We start from the raw sequence: 15148 nt of genomic DNA, 5'->3' as shown, positions 1-15148 counted from the left end.
CAGCCCGTGCCGCAACAATGCCCGGTCGGCAGCGGGCGGCGGCGGGGCGGGATTGTCCACCACCGCGACGCGGCCCGCCGGCAGGCCGAAGAAGCGTTCCGCCCGCCGCGCGCCGGGCGGCGCCACCGCGGCCCAGGCGGCGCCGGCGGCATCCAGGCGGGGCAGGGCTTCCGCCAGGCCGGGCGGGGCGGCGCCATCGGGTGCCAGGTGCACCACAACCAGCCGGGGCAGGCGCCGCGCCGCCAGCAATGGCATCAGCCCCAGCCCGGCATTCGGCCAGGGCAGCGGCAACAGGACGAGGTCGGGGGCGGCCGCCGCCAGCAGCGCTTCGGCGGCCTCCTGCTGCCGCGCGGCATTCTCCGCCGGGGCGACACCGTCCTGCCAGCCGATCGCGGCGGCGAGGAGCCGGGGGACGGGCAGCCCGGCGGGGCAGGCAGCGCGGAGTGCCGGCAGCAGCGCCGGCTCCGCCGCCAGGCTGACCTCCAGCCCGGGCCAGCTGCCGAGATGCGCGGCAAGCTGCGCGGTATGCCGCTCGGTCCCGCCGAAGCGGCTGGCGGGCAGCAGGACCAGCAGGCGACGGAGCGCGACGCCGGAAGCGGGGCCACCGGCTTCGGGACAGGCCGCCCGGACGCTCATGCGCCGCGCGCGGAGCGGCGCCTGCTGGGCCCTGATCTGGTGCTGCGTCCCCTCATGCCGTTCCTGTAGCGGGCGGCTTCGGCCGCGCCAAGCGGCGTGCCGTCACGCGCTGGCGCGCTGGGGTGGCGCGATGCCGCGGGCGAGGCCGGCCAGGGCACGCATGGCGGGCGCCAGCGCCTCGGTGCCGAAATGGCGGCGGCCGAAGGCGAAGGCGGCATCGCCCATCCTGGCGCGCGCCGCCGGGTCCAGCACCAGCCCGGCCAGCACCGCGACGAACTCGGCGCGGTTCCCGGCCAGGGCATAGGCTACCCCGGCGCCGCCCGAGATGCCGTACAGCGCCTCCGCCGTCAGCACGCTGGGCAGGCCGTGGCACAGGTATTCCACCGTCTTGATCTTGAGCCCGCCGCCGTAGAAGACCGGGTTCACCCCGATATCGAGCGTCGCCAGGAAATCCTCCGGCCGCTTCACCGCGCCATGCGCCACCACGCCAGGGCGGCCCGGCGGCAGCGCGGCGCAGACCATGCCGGCCACGTGCAGCTCCGCCCCCAGCGGCGCGATCGCCGGCCAGACCTGGTCCAGCAGCCAGCGCAGCCCGTCGCGGTTCATCGGGCTGTCACCGCCGATGAAGCCCACGCGCACCGGGCCTTCCGGATTGCCCGGCGCGCGCGGCGCCAGCGGCACGATATGCGGCGCCAGCAGCACCCGGCCGGGCAACAGCGCCTCCAGCCAGTGGAACTCCTCCTGCTGGATCGCCAGCAGATGGTCGAAGGCGGACAGGATCTGCAACTCCTCCGCCACGCTGATCTCGATGAAGTGGCGGTGCCCGAAATGGGCGAAGTTGCGCGCGCGCAGCGACATGATGTCGTGCGTGTCCAGCACCTTCAGCATCGGCCGCTCGATGGCATGGCGCAGCCAGGACAGGCGGATGTATTCGATCATCACCGCATCCGGCGGGTTGGCCGCCAGGTGCTTGGCGAAGGCCGGCAGGGCGGAGGCGATGACGGAACGCCGCTCGAAGGGCGTCAGCCCGGCCGGCAGCCGTGCATCCGGCGTCGGCGGCAGGGCTCCCGTGGGGAAGCAGCGGGCGCGGGCGCCCATGATGGCCCGCGCCCGCTTCTGCTCCGGCTCAGACATCGTGCCCAGGAAGAACAGGTCGAGGTCCATCTCGCCGCGCGCGGCGCGGGCCAGCGCCGCGATCCGGGCGTGGTTGCCCAGCCTTTCCTCCCAGAAGCGGAGGTCGGTGGCGATCAGCAGCCGCGGCCGGGCGGCGGCCAGGCCCAGCATGGCGGGGCTCGCCAGCACCGCTTCCTGCCGCTTCACCTCGGCGGCATAGCGCTGCCACAGGGCGGCCGAGTCGCGGGCGATCCGGGCGCGCAGCAGCGCATCGCCGGCGGCGCGCCGCACGATGGCCGCCAGCGCCGGGGCATCCGGGGCGGCGTGGAAGGGCGCTTCCGGCGCCAGGCCGGCAAAGGCTTCCGCGGTGCCCGCCACCGGCCGGCCACGCGACAGCGCCTCCACCGTCTTGATCTTGAGCCCGGTGCCGCCCTCATGCGGGTTCACCACCAGGTCGACCGCGGCATAGAGCGTGTCCGCATCCTCCACCGGCCCCAGCAGTTCCAGCCCCGCCATGGCCTCCAGCCCTCGCGCGGCGCCGCCGGCCACCACCATGGTGCCGCCGGCGGCGGCGAAGGCCGGCAGGTCCAGCGCCTCCAGGAAGCGGCCCAGCGCGCGCCCATTCATCGGGTTGGCGCTGCCGATATAGCCGACCCGCAGGCCGCCCGTGGCGGGGCGCGGCGGCAGGGGCGGGCGCGGATCGGAGGGCACATGGCCCAGCGTCAGCACCGGCTTCGGGCTGAACTCCTCGAAGGCCGCGCGTTCCTCGGCCTGGATGGCCAGCACCAAGTCGGCGCGGCCGAAGCCGCGGGCTTCCTCCGCCTCGGTGGTGAAGTAGAAGGCGGCCGGCAGGCCCAGCGCCCGCAGGCGGGCGTCGCGGCCGCCGAACTGGTCATGCGTGTCCAGCACCTTCAGCACCGGCGTGGCGAAGCGCATGTTGGGCGGCGGGAAGAAGGTCAGGGCACGGCTGAGGAACACGTATTCCACCAGCACCATGTCGAAGCTGGGCCGCCGCGCCGCCAGGCCCAGCAGCACATCCTCCAGCGCCGGCTGCACCCAGTCGTCCAGCCCGAACACCGTGCCGAGGCTCGGCTTCTCGCGCGTCCGGTCATGCGGCACCAGGATCAGCTCATCCCAGGAGGATCGCATCGATTCAAGGTGGTGTGGAGCGACCTTCTCACGATCCAGCAGGCAGAGCGTCACCGCATGGCCGGCCCGCTTCAGGCCGGTGAGCACGGCATGGATGCGGGCACGGTTGCCGGCATCCTGCGGATGGGTGGGCGTGGGGGAGACGACCAGGATGCGCATGGCGGGGCAGGGGGTCCGGAGGCAGGGCGGCCAGGATAGGGGCGGGGCCGGAAGGGGCAAGCCGGGGGCCGGACCCGGCGCCCCTTGCGGCTTCGGGCCCCGGCACCAAGGGTTGCGGCGGCGCGGCGCCTCGGGCATATCCCGCCGGCCGGCCCGGGGTGCATGCCCCGGGGCGGCAAATTCGCACGCGTTGCACCTTCCGGGACATCCCGAGGGTCCGGTCCCCTCCCCAGGGTTCAGGGGCGGGGGCGGCAGCGCGGAGGCACAACCGGACCACTGGAAGTAGAAAGGATTTCGCCCATGGCGATGCCCGACGTCACCCTGCGCGGCCTGCTCGAGGCCGGCGTGCATTTCGGCCACCATACCCGCCGCTGGAACCCCCGGATGGCGCCCTACATCTTCGGCGTGCGCAACCAGGTCCATATCCTGGACCTGCAGCAGACCGTGCCGATGATGGACCGCGCGCTGCGTGCGATCCGCGACGTGGTCGCCGCCGGCGGCCGCGTGCTGCTGGTCGGCACCAAGAAGGCCGCGGCCGAATACGTCGCCGAGAGCGCCGCGCGCTGCGGGCAATATTATGTGAACCATCGCTGGCTCGGCGGCATGCTGACCAACTGGAAGACCATCCAGGGCAGCATCAAGCGCCTGAAGCAGATGGAAGAGCAGCTCGGCGGCAACATCCAGGGCCTGACCAAGAAGGAAGTCCTGATGCTGACGCGGGAGCGCGAGAAGCTCGACCGCGCGCTCGGCGGCATCAAGGACATGGGCGGCCTGCCGGACATCATCTTCGTCATCGACACGGTGAAGGAGAAGCTGGCGATCGAGGAGGCCAACAAGCTCGGCATCCCGGTGGTCGCCGTGGTGGACAGCAACGCCGACCCGATCGGCATCGCCTACCCGATCCCGGGCAATGACGATGCGATCCGCGCCATCCACCTGTATTGCGACATGGTCGCCGGTGCGGTGCTGGACGGCATCTCGGCCGAGCTCGGCTCCTCCGGCGCCGATATCGGCGCGGCCGAGGACCTGCCGGAGGAAGTGCTGCCGGACCTGGCGGCCGAGGTGCTGCCCGAGGCGGCGCCCGACATGCCGGAAGCCCCGGCCGCCTGAATGCCGCCCGGCCGGCTGCGGCCGGGTGGCTTGGAGGCCGGGCGGCTCGCGCCCGGCCTGCTGGATGTGGAGGCCGCCCGGGTCTGCCCGGCGCGGCCATGATGCGATGGACGGGGACGATCGAAATGGCCGAGATCACCGCGGCGATGGTGCGCGACCTGCGCGAGAAGACCGGCGCCGGCATGATGGACTGCAAGAAGGCGCTGGTGGAGGCCGGCGGCGACATGGAAGCGGCCATCGACTGGCTGCGCAAGAAGGGCCTCTCCGCCGCCGCCAAGAAGTCCGGCCGCGTCGCGGCCGAGGGCCTGGTGGGCGTCGCCTCCGGCCCCACCGTGGCCGCCATGGTCGAGGTGAATGCCGAGACCGACTTCGTGGCGCGCAACGAGACCTTCCAGAATTTCGTCTCCGAGGTCGCCTCCCTGGCGCTGTCGGTGGGCGATGACGTGGAGGCGCTGAAGGCCGCGACCTACCCCGGCACCATGCACTCCACGCAGGAGGAGCTGACCCGGATGATCGCCACGATCGGCGAGAACATGTCGATCCGCCGCGTCAAGGTGCTGCGGGTGAACAGCGGCACCGTCGCCACCTACATGCACAATGCGGTGAAGCCGGGCCTCGGCAAGATCGGCGTGCTGGTGGCGCTGGAAGCGGCGAGCGAGATCGAGGCGCTGGAGGCGCTGGGCCGGCAGATCGGCATGCATGTCGCCGCCACCCGCCCGGATGCGCTGGACGTCTCCGCCGTCGACCCCTCCGCCCTGGAGCGGGAGAAGGCGGTGCTGCGCGAGCAGGCCGCGACCTCCGGCAAGCCGGCCGCCATCATCGAGAAGATGATCGAGGGCCGCATCCGCAAGTACTACGAGGAAGTGGTGCTGCTGGAGCAGGTCTGGGTGCATGATGGCGAGAGCCGGGTGAAGGAAGTGGTCAAGAAGGCCGGCGGCCAGCTGACCGGCTTCGCCCGCTTCCACCTGGGCGAGGGCATCGAGAAGGCGTCGTCCGACTTCGCCGCCGAAGTGGCTGCCGCCGCCAAGGGCTGAAGCCCGGCCGGTGCCGGTGCGGCGGGATTGCCCGCCGCACGGTGCCTGCCCCGGCGGGGCGGCCCGCCTCGCCCGCGCCTTGCCGGCGCCATCATGCGCCGCCTATGTTCCACCGCGCCAAGACACCGGATTCCCGACAGAAGATGAGCAGACCCCCGATCTACAAGCGCGTCCTGCTCAAGGTCTCCGGCGAGGCGCTGATGGGCGATCGCGACTACGGCCTCGACATCGCCGTGCTGAAGGGCATCGCGGAGGATATCCGCGACGTCGCCGCGCTGGGTGTCGAGATCTGCATGGTGATCGGCGGCGGCAACATCTTCCGCGGCGTCGCCGGCGCCTCCGCCGGCATGGACCGCACCCAGGCCGACGGCATGGGCATGCTGGCCACGGTGATGAACGCCCTGGCCATGCAGAACTGGCTGGAAAAGCTCGGCGTCACCACCCGGGTGCAGTCGGCGATCCCGATGGCCAGCCTGGCCGAGCCCTTCATCCGCCGCCGCGCCATGCGGCACATGGAGAAGGGGCGGGTGGTGATCTTCGCCGCCGGCACGGGCAACCCCTTCTTCACCACGGACACCGCCGCCGCGCTGCGCGCGGCCGAGATGGGCTGCGACGCGCTGTTGAAGGGCACGCAGGTGGACGGCGTCTATTCGGCCGACCCGCGCAAGAACCCGCTGGCCGAGCGTTACACCACCATCACCTACCTCGACGTGCTCTCGCGCGACCTGGCGGTGATGGATGCGGCCGCGATCAGCCTGGCGCGGGAGAACAAGCTGCCGATCGTCGTGTTCAACATCCACGAGCCGGGTGCCTTCACCGCCGTCATGCAGGGCGAGGGGAAGTTCACCACCGTGGTCGATCCGTAATCCAGTGTTGGCCGCATTTTCCTAGTCGTCAGGCGGGTTCGCCCGCCGTGAGAATGCCAGAGAGGGGATCCGGGCATGGCCGCCGACTTTGCCGAATACAAGCGCGACCTGCAGCGCCGCATGGATGGCGCGCTGGAGACGCTGAAGAAGGAATTCGCCGGCCTGCGCACCGGCCGCGCCAGCCCCGCGCTGCTCGAGCCCATCCGTGTCGAGGCCTATGGCAATGTGCAGCCGCTGGTCCAGGTGTCCAACATCTCGGTCGCCGGGCCGGGCCTGCTGTCGGTGCAGGTCTGGGACAAGTCGGTGGTGAAGGCGGTGGAGATCGCGATCCGCGATTCCGGCCTGGGGCTCAACCCGCAGACCGAGGGCCAGGTGATCCGCGTGCCGCTGCCGCCACTGACCACCGAGCGGCGCAACGACCTTGTGAAGACCGCGGCCAAATATGCCGAGGCCACGCGGGTTGCCATGCGCGGCGTCCGGCGCGATGCGATGGAGACCGTCAAGGGCTGGGAGAAGGACAAGAAGTCCGAAGTCAGCCAGGATGACGCCAAGCGCTGGACGGACGAGATCCAGAAGATGACCGACCAGAGCATCAAGACCGTCGACGCCACCCTGGCGGAGAAGGAAAAGGACATCCGGACGAGCTGATGGCACGCGGGTCGGCTTGGGCGGTCGGGTGATGAGCGCGGCGGCGAAGCCGCTGGAAGGCGGCTTGGCGGCATCCGGGGGCGAAGCCCCTGGCGAGCCCGCCGCTTCCCGCCCCGGTCGCGGCGCCGGCCTGCCGCGGCATGTTGGCATCATCATGGACGGCAATGGCCGCTGGGCCACGGCGCGCAGCCTGCCGCGGGCGCTGGGCCACAAGGCGGGGGCGGAGGCGGTGCGCCGCACCATCGAGGCGGCGGTGCAGTGCGACATCGGCTGGCTGACCCTCTTCGCCTTTTCCTCCGAGAACTGGCAGCGCCCGGCCGACGAGGTGCGCGACCTGACCAGCCTGATGCGCATGTATCTGCGCTCCGAGGTCGGGACACTGGCCCGGGAGGGCATCCGCCTGCGCGTGATCGGGGAGCGCGAGCGCTTCGGCCCGGATACGGTGCGGGCGATCGGCGCGGCCGAGGAAGCCACCGCCGGCGGCACCAGGCTGAACCTGAACGTCGCCGTCTCCTATGGCGGGCGGGCGGAGATCGTGGCCGCGGCACGGGACATGGCGCGCCGCGCCGCCGCCGGGACCCTGGACCCGGAGGCGCTGGACGAGGCGATGTTCGGCCGCGCCCTGGCCACCGCCGGCATGCCGGACCCCGACCTGATCATCCGCACCAGCGGCGAGCAGCGGATCTCCAACTTCCTGCTGTGGCAGTCGGCCTACGCGGAATTCGTCTTCCAGGACGTGCTGTGGCCGGATTATGCGGCGGAGCACCTGGCGGCGGCCTTGGGCGAATTCGCCCGCCGCGAACGACGCTACGGCCTCAGGGTCGCGTGACGGCGTGGCCGGCAGCATGACCGTGGCGCCACGCGCGGAGGCGAAGCGCTGGACCGACCTGCGCAAGCGCGCGCTTTCCGCGGCCGTGCTGCTGCCGGCGGCGCTGGCCTGCATCTGGTTCGGCGCGGAGAGCTTCACCGCCATGGTGGCGCTGGCCGTCGCGGTGCTGACCTGGGAATGGGTGCATTTGTGCGGCCGGCGCACCCGGGTCTTCCCGGGGATGGCGGTGCCGCTGGTGGTCTTCGCCGCCGGCGCGCTGGCGGTGGCCGAACGCGCGCTGCTGGGCCTCGGGGTGCTGCTGGCGGGCTTCGCCGCCACCTGGGCCGGCGTGGCCGCGCGCGGCCGGCGGTCCGGCATCGTGCAGCCCGCCCGGCGGCTGGCGGCCGGTGTGCTGTATATCGGTCTGGCCGGCCTGGCGCTGATCGAATTGCGCCACGACAACGAGGCCGGGCGCGGCAATGTCCTGTTCCTGTTCGTCGTGGTCTGGGCCTCCGACATCGGCGCCTACCTGGCCGGTCGGGCCTTCGGAGGGCCGAAGCTGGCGCCCGCCATCTCCCCCAACAAGACCTGGTCGGGGGCGCTGGGCGGCCTCGCCTCGGCGCTGGTGGTCGGCGGTGGCACGGCGCTGGCCTTCACGCCCGGCGCCTCGCCGGTCGCCATCGCGCTGGTCACGCTGGTGGTCAGCATCGCCTCGCAGGCGGGGGATCTGTTGGAAAGCGCCATCAAGCGGCATTTCAAGGTGAAGGACACCTCCTCCCTCATTCCCGGCCATGGCGGGCTGCTGGACCGGCTGGACGGGGTGCTGGCGGCGGCCCCGGTGGCGGCGCTGCTGTCCTACCTGCTGGGCCAGGGTCGGCCGCTCTGGGGGTGGGGGCTGTGACGCGGTCCGTCACCATCCTCGGCTCCACCGGCTCCGTCGGGCGGTCCACCGTGGCGCTGCTGGACGCGGCGCCGGAAGGCCGGTTCCGGGTGGAGGCGCTGGTCGCCAACCGCGACGTGGCGCGGCTGGCGGAACAGGCCATCCGCCACCGCGCCCGCTGCGCCGTGGTGGCGGATCCGGCCTGCCACGCTGCCCTGCAGGCGGCGCTGGCCGGCACCGGCGTGGAAGCCGCGGCCGGCCTGGCGGCGGTGGAGGAAGCCGCTTCGCGCCCGGCCGACTGGACCATGGCGGCAATCGTCGGCGCCGCTGGCCTGCGCTCCACCCTGGTGGCGCTGGGGCGCGGCGGCACGCTGGCCCTGGCCAACAAGGAAAGCCTGGTCTGCGCGGCGGAGCTGGTGCTGGCCACGGCGCGGCGCGGCGGCGCCACGCTGCTGCCGGTGGATTCCGAGCACAATGCCATCTTCCAGGCGCTGCACGGGCAGGACCCGGCGGGGGTGGAGCGCATCATCCTGACCGCCTCCGGCGGTCCATTCCGCGACTGGGACCTGGCGCGCATGGCCACGGCCACCCCGGCCCAGGCGGTGCGCCATCCGGTCTGGTCCATGGGCGCCAAGATCAGCGTCGATTCCGCCACCATGATGAATAAGGGGCTGGAGCTGATCGAGGCCGCGCGCCTGTTCCCGGTGCCGGAGCCGCGGATCGACGTGCTGGTGCACCCGCAATCCGCGGTTCATGGCCTGGTTCAGTTCGCCGACGGCTCGCTGCTGGCGCAACTCGGCACGCCCGACATGCGCACCCCGATCGCCTATGCCCTGGCCTTTCCCGAGCGCCTGCATGTGGACGCGCCGCGGCTGGATCTCGCCGCGCTGGGCCGGCTGGAGTTCCAGGCCCCCGACCCGGTGCGCTTCCCCGCGCTGCGCCTGGCGCGGGAGGCCTTGCAGGCCGGCGGGGGCGCCCCGACTATATTGAACGCGGCGAACGAGGTCGCGGTGGCGCTGTTCCTTGAAGGGCGGCTCGGCTTCCTCGGCATCGCGGCGGTCGTCGAACAGACGCTGGAGAGCCTGACGGCACCGCTGGCCGATGGGCTGGAGGCGATCCTGGCGCTCGACGCCGAGGCACGCCGCGCCGCCACGGGTTTCGCCGCCGGCCGCGCCCCGGCGTGCTGAGGCGGCGCCCGGCCGGCCGGGGCGAGAGGCGACGCAGCTAGAATTGGGCGCCGTTGCGCCGCTGGAGACCACCTTGGACATCCTGCCCGAACCGATCCGCACCATCCTCGCCTTCGTCGTCGTGCTCGGCGTGCTGGTGTTCTTCCACGAGCTTGGCCACTACCTGGCCGCCCGCTGGCGCGGCGTGCATGTGGAACGCTTCTCGGTCGGCTTCGGCCGCGCCATCGCCAACTGGACCGACCGGCAGGGCACGGAATGGCGCATTGGCTGGCTGCCGCTGGGCGGCTATGTGAAGCTGCACGGCCAGGAACAGCCGGAGGACGTGCCGGAGGCGGTGCGCGCCACCTGGCGCCCCGGCCAGACCTTCCATGAAAAGCCGGTGCGCGACCGCGCCATCGTCGTCGCCGCCGGGCCGCTGGCCAATTTCCTGCTGGCGGCGCTGATGTTCGGCGCGCTGTTCGCCACGGTGGGCCGGCCGGCCGCCACCACGGCCATCGGCTCGGTCCAGGAAGGCTCCGCGGCGGCCGCCGCCGGGCTGCTGCCGGGCGATCGCATCGTCGCCCTGGATGGCCAGCCGGTGCTGCGCTTCGAGGAGGTGCAGCGGCACATCCAGCCGCGTGCCAACACCCCCGTGGCGGTGACGGTGGAGCGCGACGGCGCGGAGCGGACGCTGACCGCCACCCCGGCACCGCGCAGCACGGGCGAGACGACGGTGGGCGTGCTGGGCGTCGGCGCCGCCGCGACGCAGTTCGAGCGGCTGAACCCGGCCACGGCGCTCTGGGCCGGCGTGGTGCAGACCGGGGACATCACCGTGCAGACGCTGGGGGCGCTGTGGCAGATGATCGCCGGCGGCCGCGGGGCGGAGGAGCTGGGCGGGCCGCTGCGCATCGCGCAGATGTCCGGCCAGGTGGCGGAGCTCGGCATCGCCAGCCTGATTTCCTTCATGGCGGTGCTGTCGGTGAACCTGGCGCTGATCAACCTGTTCCCCATCCCGGTGCTGGATGGCGGCCACCTGATGTTCTACGCGGCGGAGGCGATCCGCGGCCGGCCGCTGCCGCCGAAGGCGCAGGAATACGGCTTCCGCGCCGGATTCGCGCTGCTGATCACCCTGTTCGTCTTCGCCACCTGGAACGACCTCTCCCAGCTGGGCGTGGTGCGCTGGGCCACGGGACTGTTCGGGTGAACCGCGCCCCCGCGCGCTAAGCCCCGGGCAATGCTGGGCTTTGCCGTGCGGCGCCCGGCGCCGGCGGCGGTCCGGGCGCAGGGCCGGCGCGGGCCGTGAACCGCCGGGGCGGGGCGCCCGGCGGCGGGGGTGGCTTCACCCTTGCCGCTCCGCTAGTGTCCGCGGCCGTAACTCACCCCCCCGGGGAATTTCCTCTTGGTCGCCAATCGGCTTCTCCTGCTCGCCGCCACCTGCCTCGTCCCGGTCGGCCTTGCGCTGACCGCCGAGGCGCAGACGCGCCGGCCGCGCACGCCGGCCCCGGTGGCGGCCCCGGCCGCCGCGGGCATCGTCCGGGCCATCGATGTCACCGGCAACCAGCGCATCGAGGCGGATACCATCCGGTCCTACATGCTGCTGCAGCCGGGTGACCCCTTCGATGCGGACCGGCTGGACCGAAGCCTGCGCACGCTGTTCGCCACCGGCCTGTTCCAGGACGTGACGGTGGCGCGCGACGGGGACCGCATCCGCGTGGCGGTGCAGGAGAACCCCATCGTCAACCGCGTGGCCTTCGAGGGGAACAGCAAGGTCTCCGACGACGTGCTGACCCCGGAAGTGACGCTGCGCGCCCGCGCCGTGTTCACCCCGCAGGCGGCGCAGGCGGACCGGCAGCGCATCCTGGACCTCTATGCGCGCCGCGGCCGCTTCGCCGCGCGGGTGGAGCCCAAGGTCATCCAGCTCGACCAGAACCGCGTCGACGTGGTCTTCGAGATCATGGAAGGCGAGGCCGCGCTGGTCAGCCGCGTGAACTTCGTCGGCAACACCGCCTTTTCCGACGGCAGGCTGCGCGACGTGGTCGCGACCCGGGAGCAGGCCTGGTATCGGATCCTGTCCACCTCCGACATCTACGACCCGGAGCGCCTGAACTTCGACCGCGAGCTGCTGCGCCGCTACTACCTGCGCCAGGGCTATGCCGATGTGCAGGTGACGGCGGCGACGGCGGAGCTGGCGCCGGACCGCAGCGGCTTCTTCGTGACCTACACGATCGACGAGGGCCCGCGCTATCGCGTCGGCACGGTGGACATCACCAGCAGCCTGCGCGGCGTGGAGCCTGATTCGCTGCGTGGCGACCTCGAGATCAGCCAGGGCGACTGGTACGATGGCGACGCCGTGGAACGCTCGGTGGAGGCGCTGTCCGACGCCGTCGGCCTGCGCGGCGTGCCCTTCGTGGAGGTCCGCCCGCGCGTGGTGCGGGACCGGGAGAACCGCCGCGTCGACGTGACCTTCGAGGTCGCCGAAGGCACCCGCGCCTATGTCGAGCGCATCGACATCACCGGCAACAGCCGCACCGCCGACCGCGTCATCCGCCGCGAATTCCGCATCGCGGAGGGCGATGCCTTCAACGCCGCGCAGGTGCGCCGTTCGCGCCAGCGCATCCGCGACCTGGGCTATTTCGCCAGTGCCGAGATCACCGCGCAGCCCGGCTCCACGCCGGACCGCACGGTGCTGCAGACGACGGTGCAGGAACGCCCGACCGGTGAAATCTCGCTCGGCGGCGGCTTCTCCACCGATGCCGGCCTGCTGACGGATTTCGGCATCCGGGAGCGCAACCTGCTGGGCACCGGCCTCGATGCCCGGCTGCAGGCGATGCTGGCGCAGCGCCGGTCGCAGGTTGACCTCTCGATCACCGACCCGTCCTTCCTGGACCGCAACCTCTCGGCCGGCGTCGACGTCTTCTACATCACCCGCAACCTGCAGGACAGCGCGTCCTATTCGGAACGCCGCGCCGGCGTGGTGCTGCGGGCGGGCTATGAGTTCAACGAGCGGGTGCGGCAGAGCTGGGCCTACAGCCTCGTCCAGCGCGATGTCTATGACATCGACAGCGATGCCAGCCGCTTCATCCAGGAGCAGGAAGGCGTCACCCTGCTGTCGCAGATCGGCACCACCCTGTCCTACGACATTCGCGACAGCCGGATCGAGCCGCGCAGCGGCTACATCGTGCGCGTCGGCACGGATGTCGCCGGCCTCGGCGGTGACGTGGCCTATATCCGCTGGCGCGGCGACGTGGCGGGCTACGTGCCGCTGGAACGCCTGCTGGGCGACAACGCCTATGTGCTCGCGCTGCAGGCCGGCGTCGGCTACCTGACCCCCTGGGGCGACCGCCCGGAACGCATCATCGACCGCTTCTTCCTGGGCGGCGACAATCTGCGCGGCTTCGCCCTGGCCGGCGCCGGCCCGCGCGACACGGCGAATGGCAATGACGACCCGCTGGGTGGCCGACTGATCTGGACGCAGACCACGGAACTGCGCTTCCCGCTGCCGCTGCCGGCCGAGATCGGCCTGCTCGGCCGCGCCTTCGTCGATGTCGGCTCCCTGTCCCGCACGCCGGTCACCGGCGTCGGCGTGCAGGACGACGCGGCGCCGCGCGTCGGTGCCGGCGTCGGCATCTCCTGGCGCACGCCGGTCGGCCTGATCAACATCGACATCGCCCAGGCGGTGGTGAAGGAGTCCTACGACGAGACGCAGCTCGTCCGCTTCGGCTTCGGCACCCGCTTCTGAGCCACATCCGGGATCATCGTTCCATGCGCCTGCGCACCCTTTTCGCGGCCTCCATCCTGTTTTCCGCGCCGCTGCTGCCGGCCGTCCCGGCTTTCGCCCAGCAGCAACAGGGCCAGCAATGGTTCGTGCCGCCCGCCCAGGGCCAGCAGCAGCAGCAGCGCCCCGCCCAGGCCCAGCAGCGGCCGGCGCAGCGCCCGGCGGCACCCGCCGCCGGCCAGCGCCCGCCCGCCGCCGTGGTCGCGATCGTCGATATCCCCGAGGTGCAGCGCCTTTCCGCCGCCTTCAACCAGGTGCGGGAGGAGATCGAGCGGCGCCGCGCCAAGCTGAACGAGGATCTGCAGCGCGAACAGGCCCGCTGGCGGGAGGAGCAGCAGGCGCTGGCCGCCGCCCGGGCCAGCCTGCCGGCCGAGCAGCTGCGGGCGCGGGAGCGTGACCTGCAGGAACGCATCACCGATGCGCAGCGCATCTTCCGCGACCGGTCGCGCGCCATCGACCAGGCGGCACAGGCCGGTCTGCAGCAGATCGAGCAGGCGCTGGGCGCCGTCATCCGCCAGGTCGCCGCCTCCCGCGGGGTCAACCTCGTGCTGCCGCGGCCGCTGGTGATCTTCAACGACAGTGCGTTCGACCTGACGGACGAGATATCCGCGCAGATGAACCGCGTGCTGCGCAGCGTGACCATCCCGCCCGAGGGCGCCGCGCCGGTCGAGGCGCCGGCCGCTGCCGCCAATGGCGCGCCGCCGCCGCCGCCGCCGCCGGCGCCGGCCGCGCCCGCGCGCCGGAACTGATCGGGTGGCAGCGGATCCCCGCTTCCACCCGGCGGGGTCCGCGCTGACGCTGGGGCAGGCCGCGACCCTGGCCGGTGGCACGCTGCAGGGCGGCGACCCGGCGCTGCCCGTCACCGGCGTCGGCCCGCTGCAGGCGGCCGGCCCGGGCGAGGTGAGTTTCCTGGAGAATCGGCGCTACCTGCGGCTGCTGGCGGAGACGCGCGCCGCGGCGGTGGTGATCGCGCCGGAGCTTGCGGCGCGGATGCCCGAGGGTCTGCCCGCCATCGTCACCGCGCAGCCCTATCTCGGCTTCGGCCGCATCGCCCGTGCCCTGCACCCGGTGCCGGCGCCGCGCCCCGGCATCCACCCGACCGCGGTCATCGATCCGGCCGCGCGGGTGGCGGAGGGGGTGGAGATCGGCCCCTATGCGGTGGTGGCGGCGGGGGCGGAGATCGGCGCGGGCTGCCTGATCGGCCCGCATGCCGTCATCGGCGCCGGCGTGGTGCTGGGCGAGGGCTGCCGCATCGGCGCCCATGCCAGCCTCTCGCACTGCATCGCCGGCCGCTTCGTGGTGCTGCACCCGGGCGCGCGGGTGGGCCAGGAAGGCTTCGGCTTCGCCGTCACGCCGGAAGGCCGGTTCGAGACCATGCCGCAGCTTGGCCGCGTGCTGCTGGAGGATGCGGTGGAGATCGGCGCTAATGCCTGCGTCGACCGCGGCAGCCAGACCGACACGGTGCTGGGCGCCGGCACGCGCCTCGACAACCTGGTGCAGATCGGCCACAACGTGACCGCTGGACAGGCCTGCGTCTTCGTGGCGCAGGTTGGCATCGCGGGCTCCACGCGGATCGGCAACGGGGTGCAGATGGGCGGCCAGTCGGGGATTTCCGGCCATGTCGAGATCGGCGACCGGGCCCAGATCGCGGCCCAGTCCGGTGTCATGGCGGATGTCGGGCCGGGCGAGATCGTCGGCGGTTCCCCGGCCTGGCCGATGCGCGAGACGCTGCGCGCCTTCGCGGCACTGCGCCGCCTGGCTGCGAAACCGCCCGCAAAGGCGGGCTGACGGGGCAGGATGGCAG

Annotated in this window: 13 protein-coding genes; 11 read left to right on the top strand and 2 right to left on the bottom strand. The window is 72.6% G+C overall.

Annotation, left to right across the window (positions count from 1 at the left end; all coding sequences use genetic code 11):
* Window positions 1–636, bottom strand: a 636-nt coding sequence (locus HEQ75_RS06135) for a hypothetical protein (protein ID WP_209318370.1), incomplete at its 3' end; no start/stop codon positions are given.
* Window positions 637–738: 102 nt separating this feature from the next.
* On the bottom strand, window positions 739–3057 hold the full coding sequence (locus HEQ75_RS06130) for a glycosyltransferase (RefSeq protein WP_168028205.1): 2319 nt from the start codon (window positions 3055–3057) through the stop codon (window positions 739–741).
* Between the two features lie 300 nt (window positions 3058–3357).
* Between HEQ75_RS06130 and rpsB the strand changes: the two genes are divergently transcribed.
* From rpsB to lpxD, 11 genes are all read left to right on the top strand, one after another.
* Window positions 3358–4167: a 30S ribosomal protein S2 gene (gene rpsB, locus HEQ75_RS06125; protein WP_168028203.1), complete on the top strand. Its 810-nt coding sequence runs from the start codon at window positions 3358–3360 to the stop codon at window positions 4165–4167.
* Between the two features lie 125 nt (window positions 4168–4292).
* Complete coding sequence (gene tsf / locus HEQ75_RS06120; RefSeq protein WP_168028256.1) at window positions 4293–5201, top strand: translation elongation factor Ts; 909 nt, start codon at window positions 4293–4295, stop codon at window positions 5199–5201.
* Between the two features lie 143 nt (window positions 5202–5344).
* Complete coding sequence (gene pyrH, locus HEQ75_RS06115; protein WP_168028201.1) at window positions 5345–6067, top strand: UMP kinase; 723 nt, start codon at window positions 5345–5347, stop codon at window positions 6065–6067.
* A gap of 75 nt (window positions 6068–6142) precedes the next feature.
* A complete protein-coding gene (frr, locus tag HEQ75_RS06110; protein WP_168028199.1) occupies window positions 6143–6715 on the top strand; it encodes a ribosome recycling factor in 573 nt (190 codons plus the stop codon).
* Between the two features lie 31 nt (window positions 6716–6746).
* Window positions 6747–7544 (top strand): polyprenyl diphosphate synthase, encoded by a 798-nt coding sequence (gene uppS, locus HEQ75_RS06105; RefSeq protein WP_168028197.1) that lies wholly within the window; start codon window positions 6747–6749, stop codon window positions 7542–7544.
* 16 nt (window positions 7545–7560) lie between these two features.
* Complete coding sequence (locus HEQ75_RS27805; protein ID WP_209318369.1) at window positions 7561–8424, top strand: phosphatidate cytidylyltransferase; 864 nt, start codon at window positions 7561–7563, stop codon at window positions 8422–8424.
* Window positions 8421–9590 (top strand): 1-deoxy-D-xylulose-5-phosphate reductoisomerase, encoded by a 1170-nt coding sequence (gene dxr, locus HEQ75_RS27800; protein ID WP_328733457.1) that lies wholly within the window; start codon window positions 8421–8423, stop codon window positions 9588–9590. Before HEQ75_RS27805 ends, dxr begins: the two co-directional genes overlap by 4 nt.
* Window positions 9591–9672: 82 nt before the next feature.
* Window positions 9673–10773, top strand: coding sequence for an RIP metalloprotease RseP (gene rseP, locus HEQ75_RS06095; protein WP_168028252.1), 1101 nt, complete (start codon window positions 9673–9675; stop codon window positions 10771–10773).
* Between the two features lie 195 nt (window positions 10774–10968).
* A complete protein-coding gene (gene bamA, locus HEQ75_RS06090; protein WP_168028195.1) occupies window positions 10969–13308 on the top strand; it encodes an outer membrane protein assembly factor BamA in 2340 nt (779 codons plus the stop codon).
* Window positions 13309–13331: 23 nt separating this feature from the next.
* Window positions 13332–14093: an OmpH family outer membrane protein gene (locus HEQ75_RS06085; RefSeq protein ID WP_168028193.1), complete on the top strand. Its 762-nt coding sequence runs from the start codon at window positions 13332–13334 to the stop codon at window positions 14091–14093.
* Between the two features lie 4 nt (window positions 14094–14097).
* Complete coding sequence (gene lpxD, locus HEQ75_RS06080) at window positions 14098–15132, top strand: UDP-3-O-(3-hydroxymyristoyl)glucosamine N-acyltransferase (protein ID WP_328733454.1); 1035 nt, start codon at window positions 14098–14100, stop codon at window positions 15130–15132.
* Window positions 15133–15148 lie beyond the last annotated feature (16 nt).

Origin of the sequence: Falsiroseomonas selenitidurans, assembly GCF_012103215.1 — a bacterium.
In the GTDB taxonomy this organism is placed as follows: domain Bacteria; phylum Pseudomonadota; class Alphaproteobacteria; order Acetobacterales; family Acetobacteraceae; genus Falsiroseomonas; species Falsiroseomonas selenitidurans.
Note: the sequence above shows the minus strand (reverse complement) of the source record. Positions and strands in the feature narration are given on the sequence as shown.

What these genes read in the sequence shown, in the direction of transcription:
- HEQ75_RS06130 (WP_168028205.1), bottom strand. Translation starts at nt 3,057, where the DNA reads ATGCGCATCCTGGTCGTCTCCCCCACGCCCACCCATCCGCAGGATGCC.
- rpsB (WP_168028203.1), top strand. Translation starts at nt 3,358, where the DNA reads ATGGCGATGCCCGACGTCACCCTGCGCGGCCTGCTCGAGGCCGGCGTG.
- tsf (WP_168028256.1), top strand. Translation starts at nt 4,293, where the DNA reads ATGGCCGAGATCACCGCGGCGATGGTGCGCGACCTGCGCGAGAAGACC.
- pyrH (WP_168028201.1), top strand. Translation starts at nt 5,345, where the DNA reads ATGAGCAGACCCCCGATCTACAAGCGCGTCCTGCTCAAGGTCTCCGGC.
- frr (WP_168028199.1), top strand. Translation starts at nt 6,143, where the DNA reads ATGGCCGCCGACTTTGCCGAATACAAGCGCGACCTGCAGCGCCGCATG.
- uppS (WP_168028197.1), top strand. Translation starts at nt 6,747, where the DNA reads ATGAGCGCGGCGGCGAAGCCGCTGGAAGGCGGCTTGGCGGCATCCGGG.
- HEQ75_RS27805 (WP_209318369.1), top strand. Translation starts at nt 7,561, where the DNA reads ATGACCGTGGCGCCACGCGCGGAGGCGAAGCGCTGGACCGACCTGCGC.
- HEQ75_RS06085 (WP_168028193.1), top strand. Translation starts at nt 13,332, where the DNA reads ATGCGCCTGCGCACCCTTTTCGCGGCCTCCATCCTGTTTTCCGCGCCG.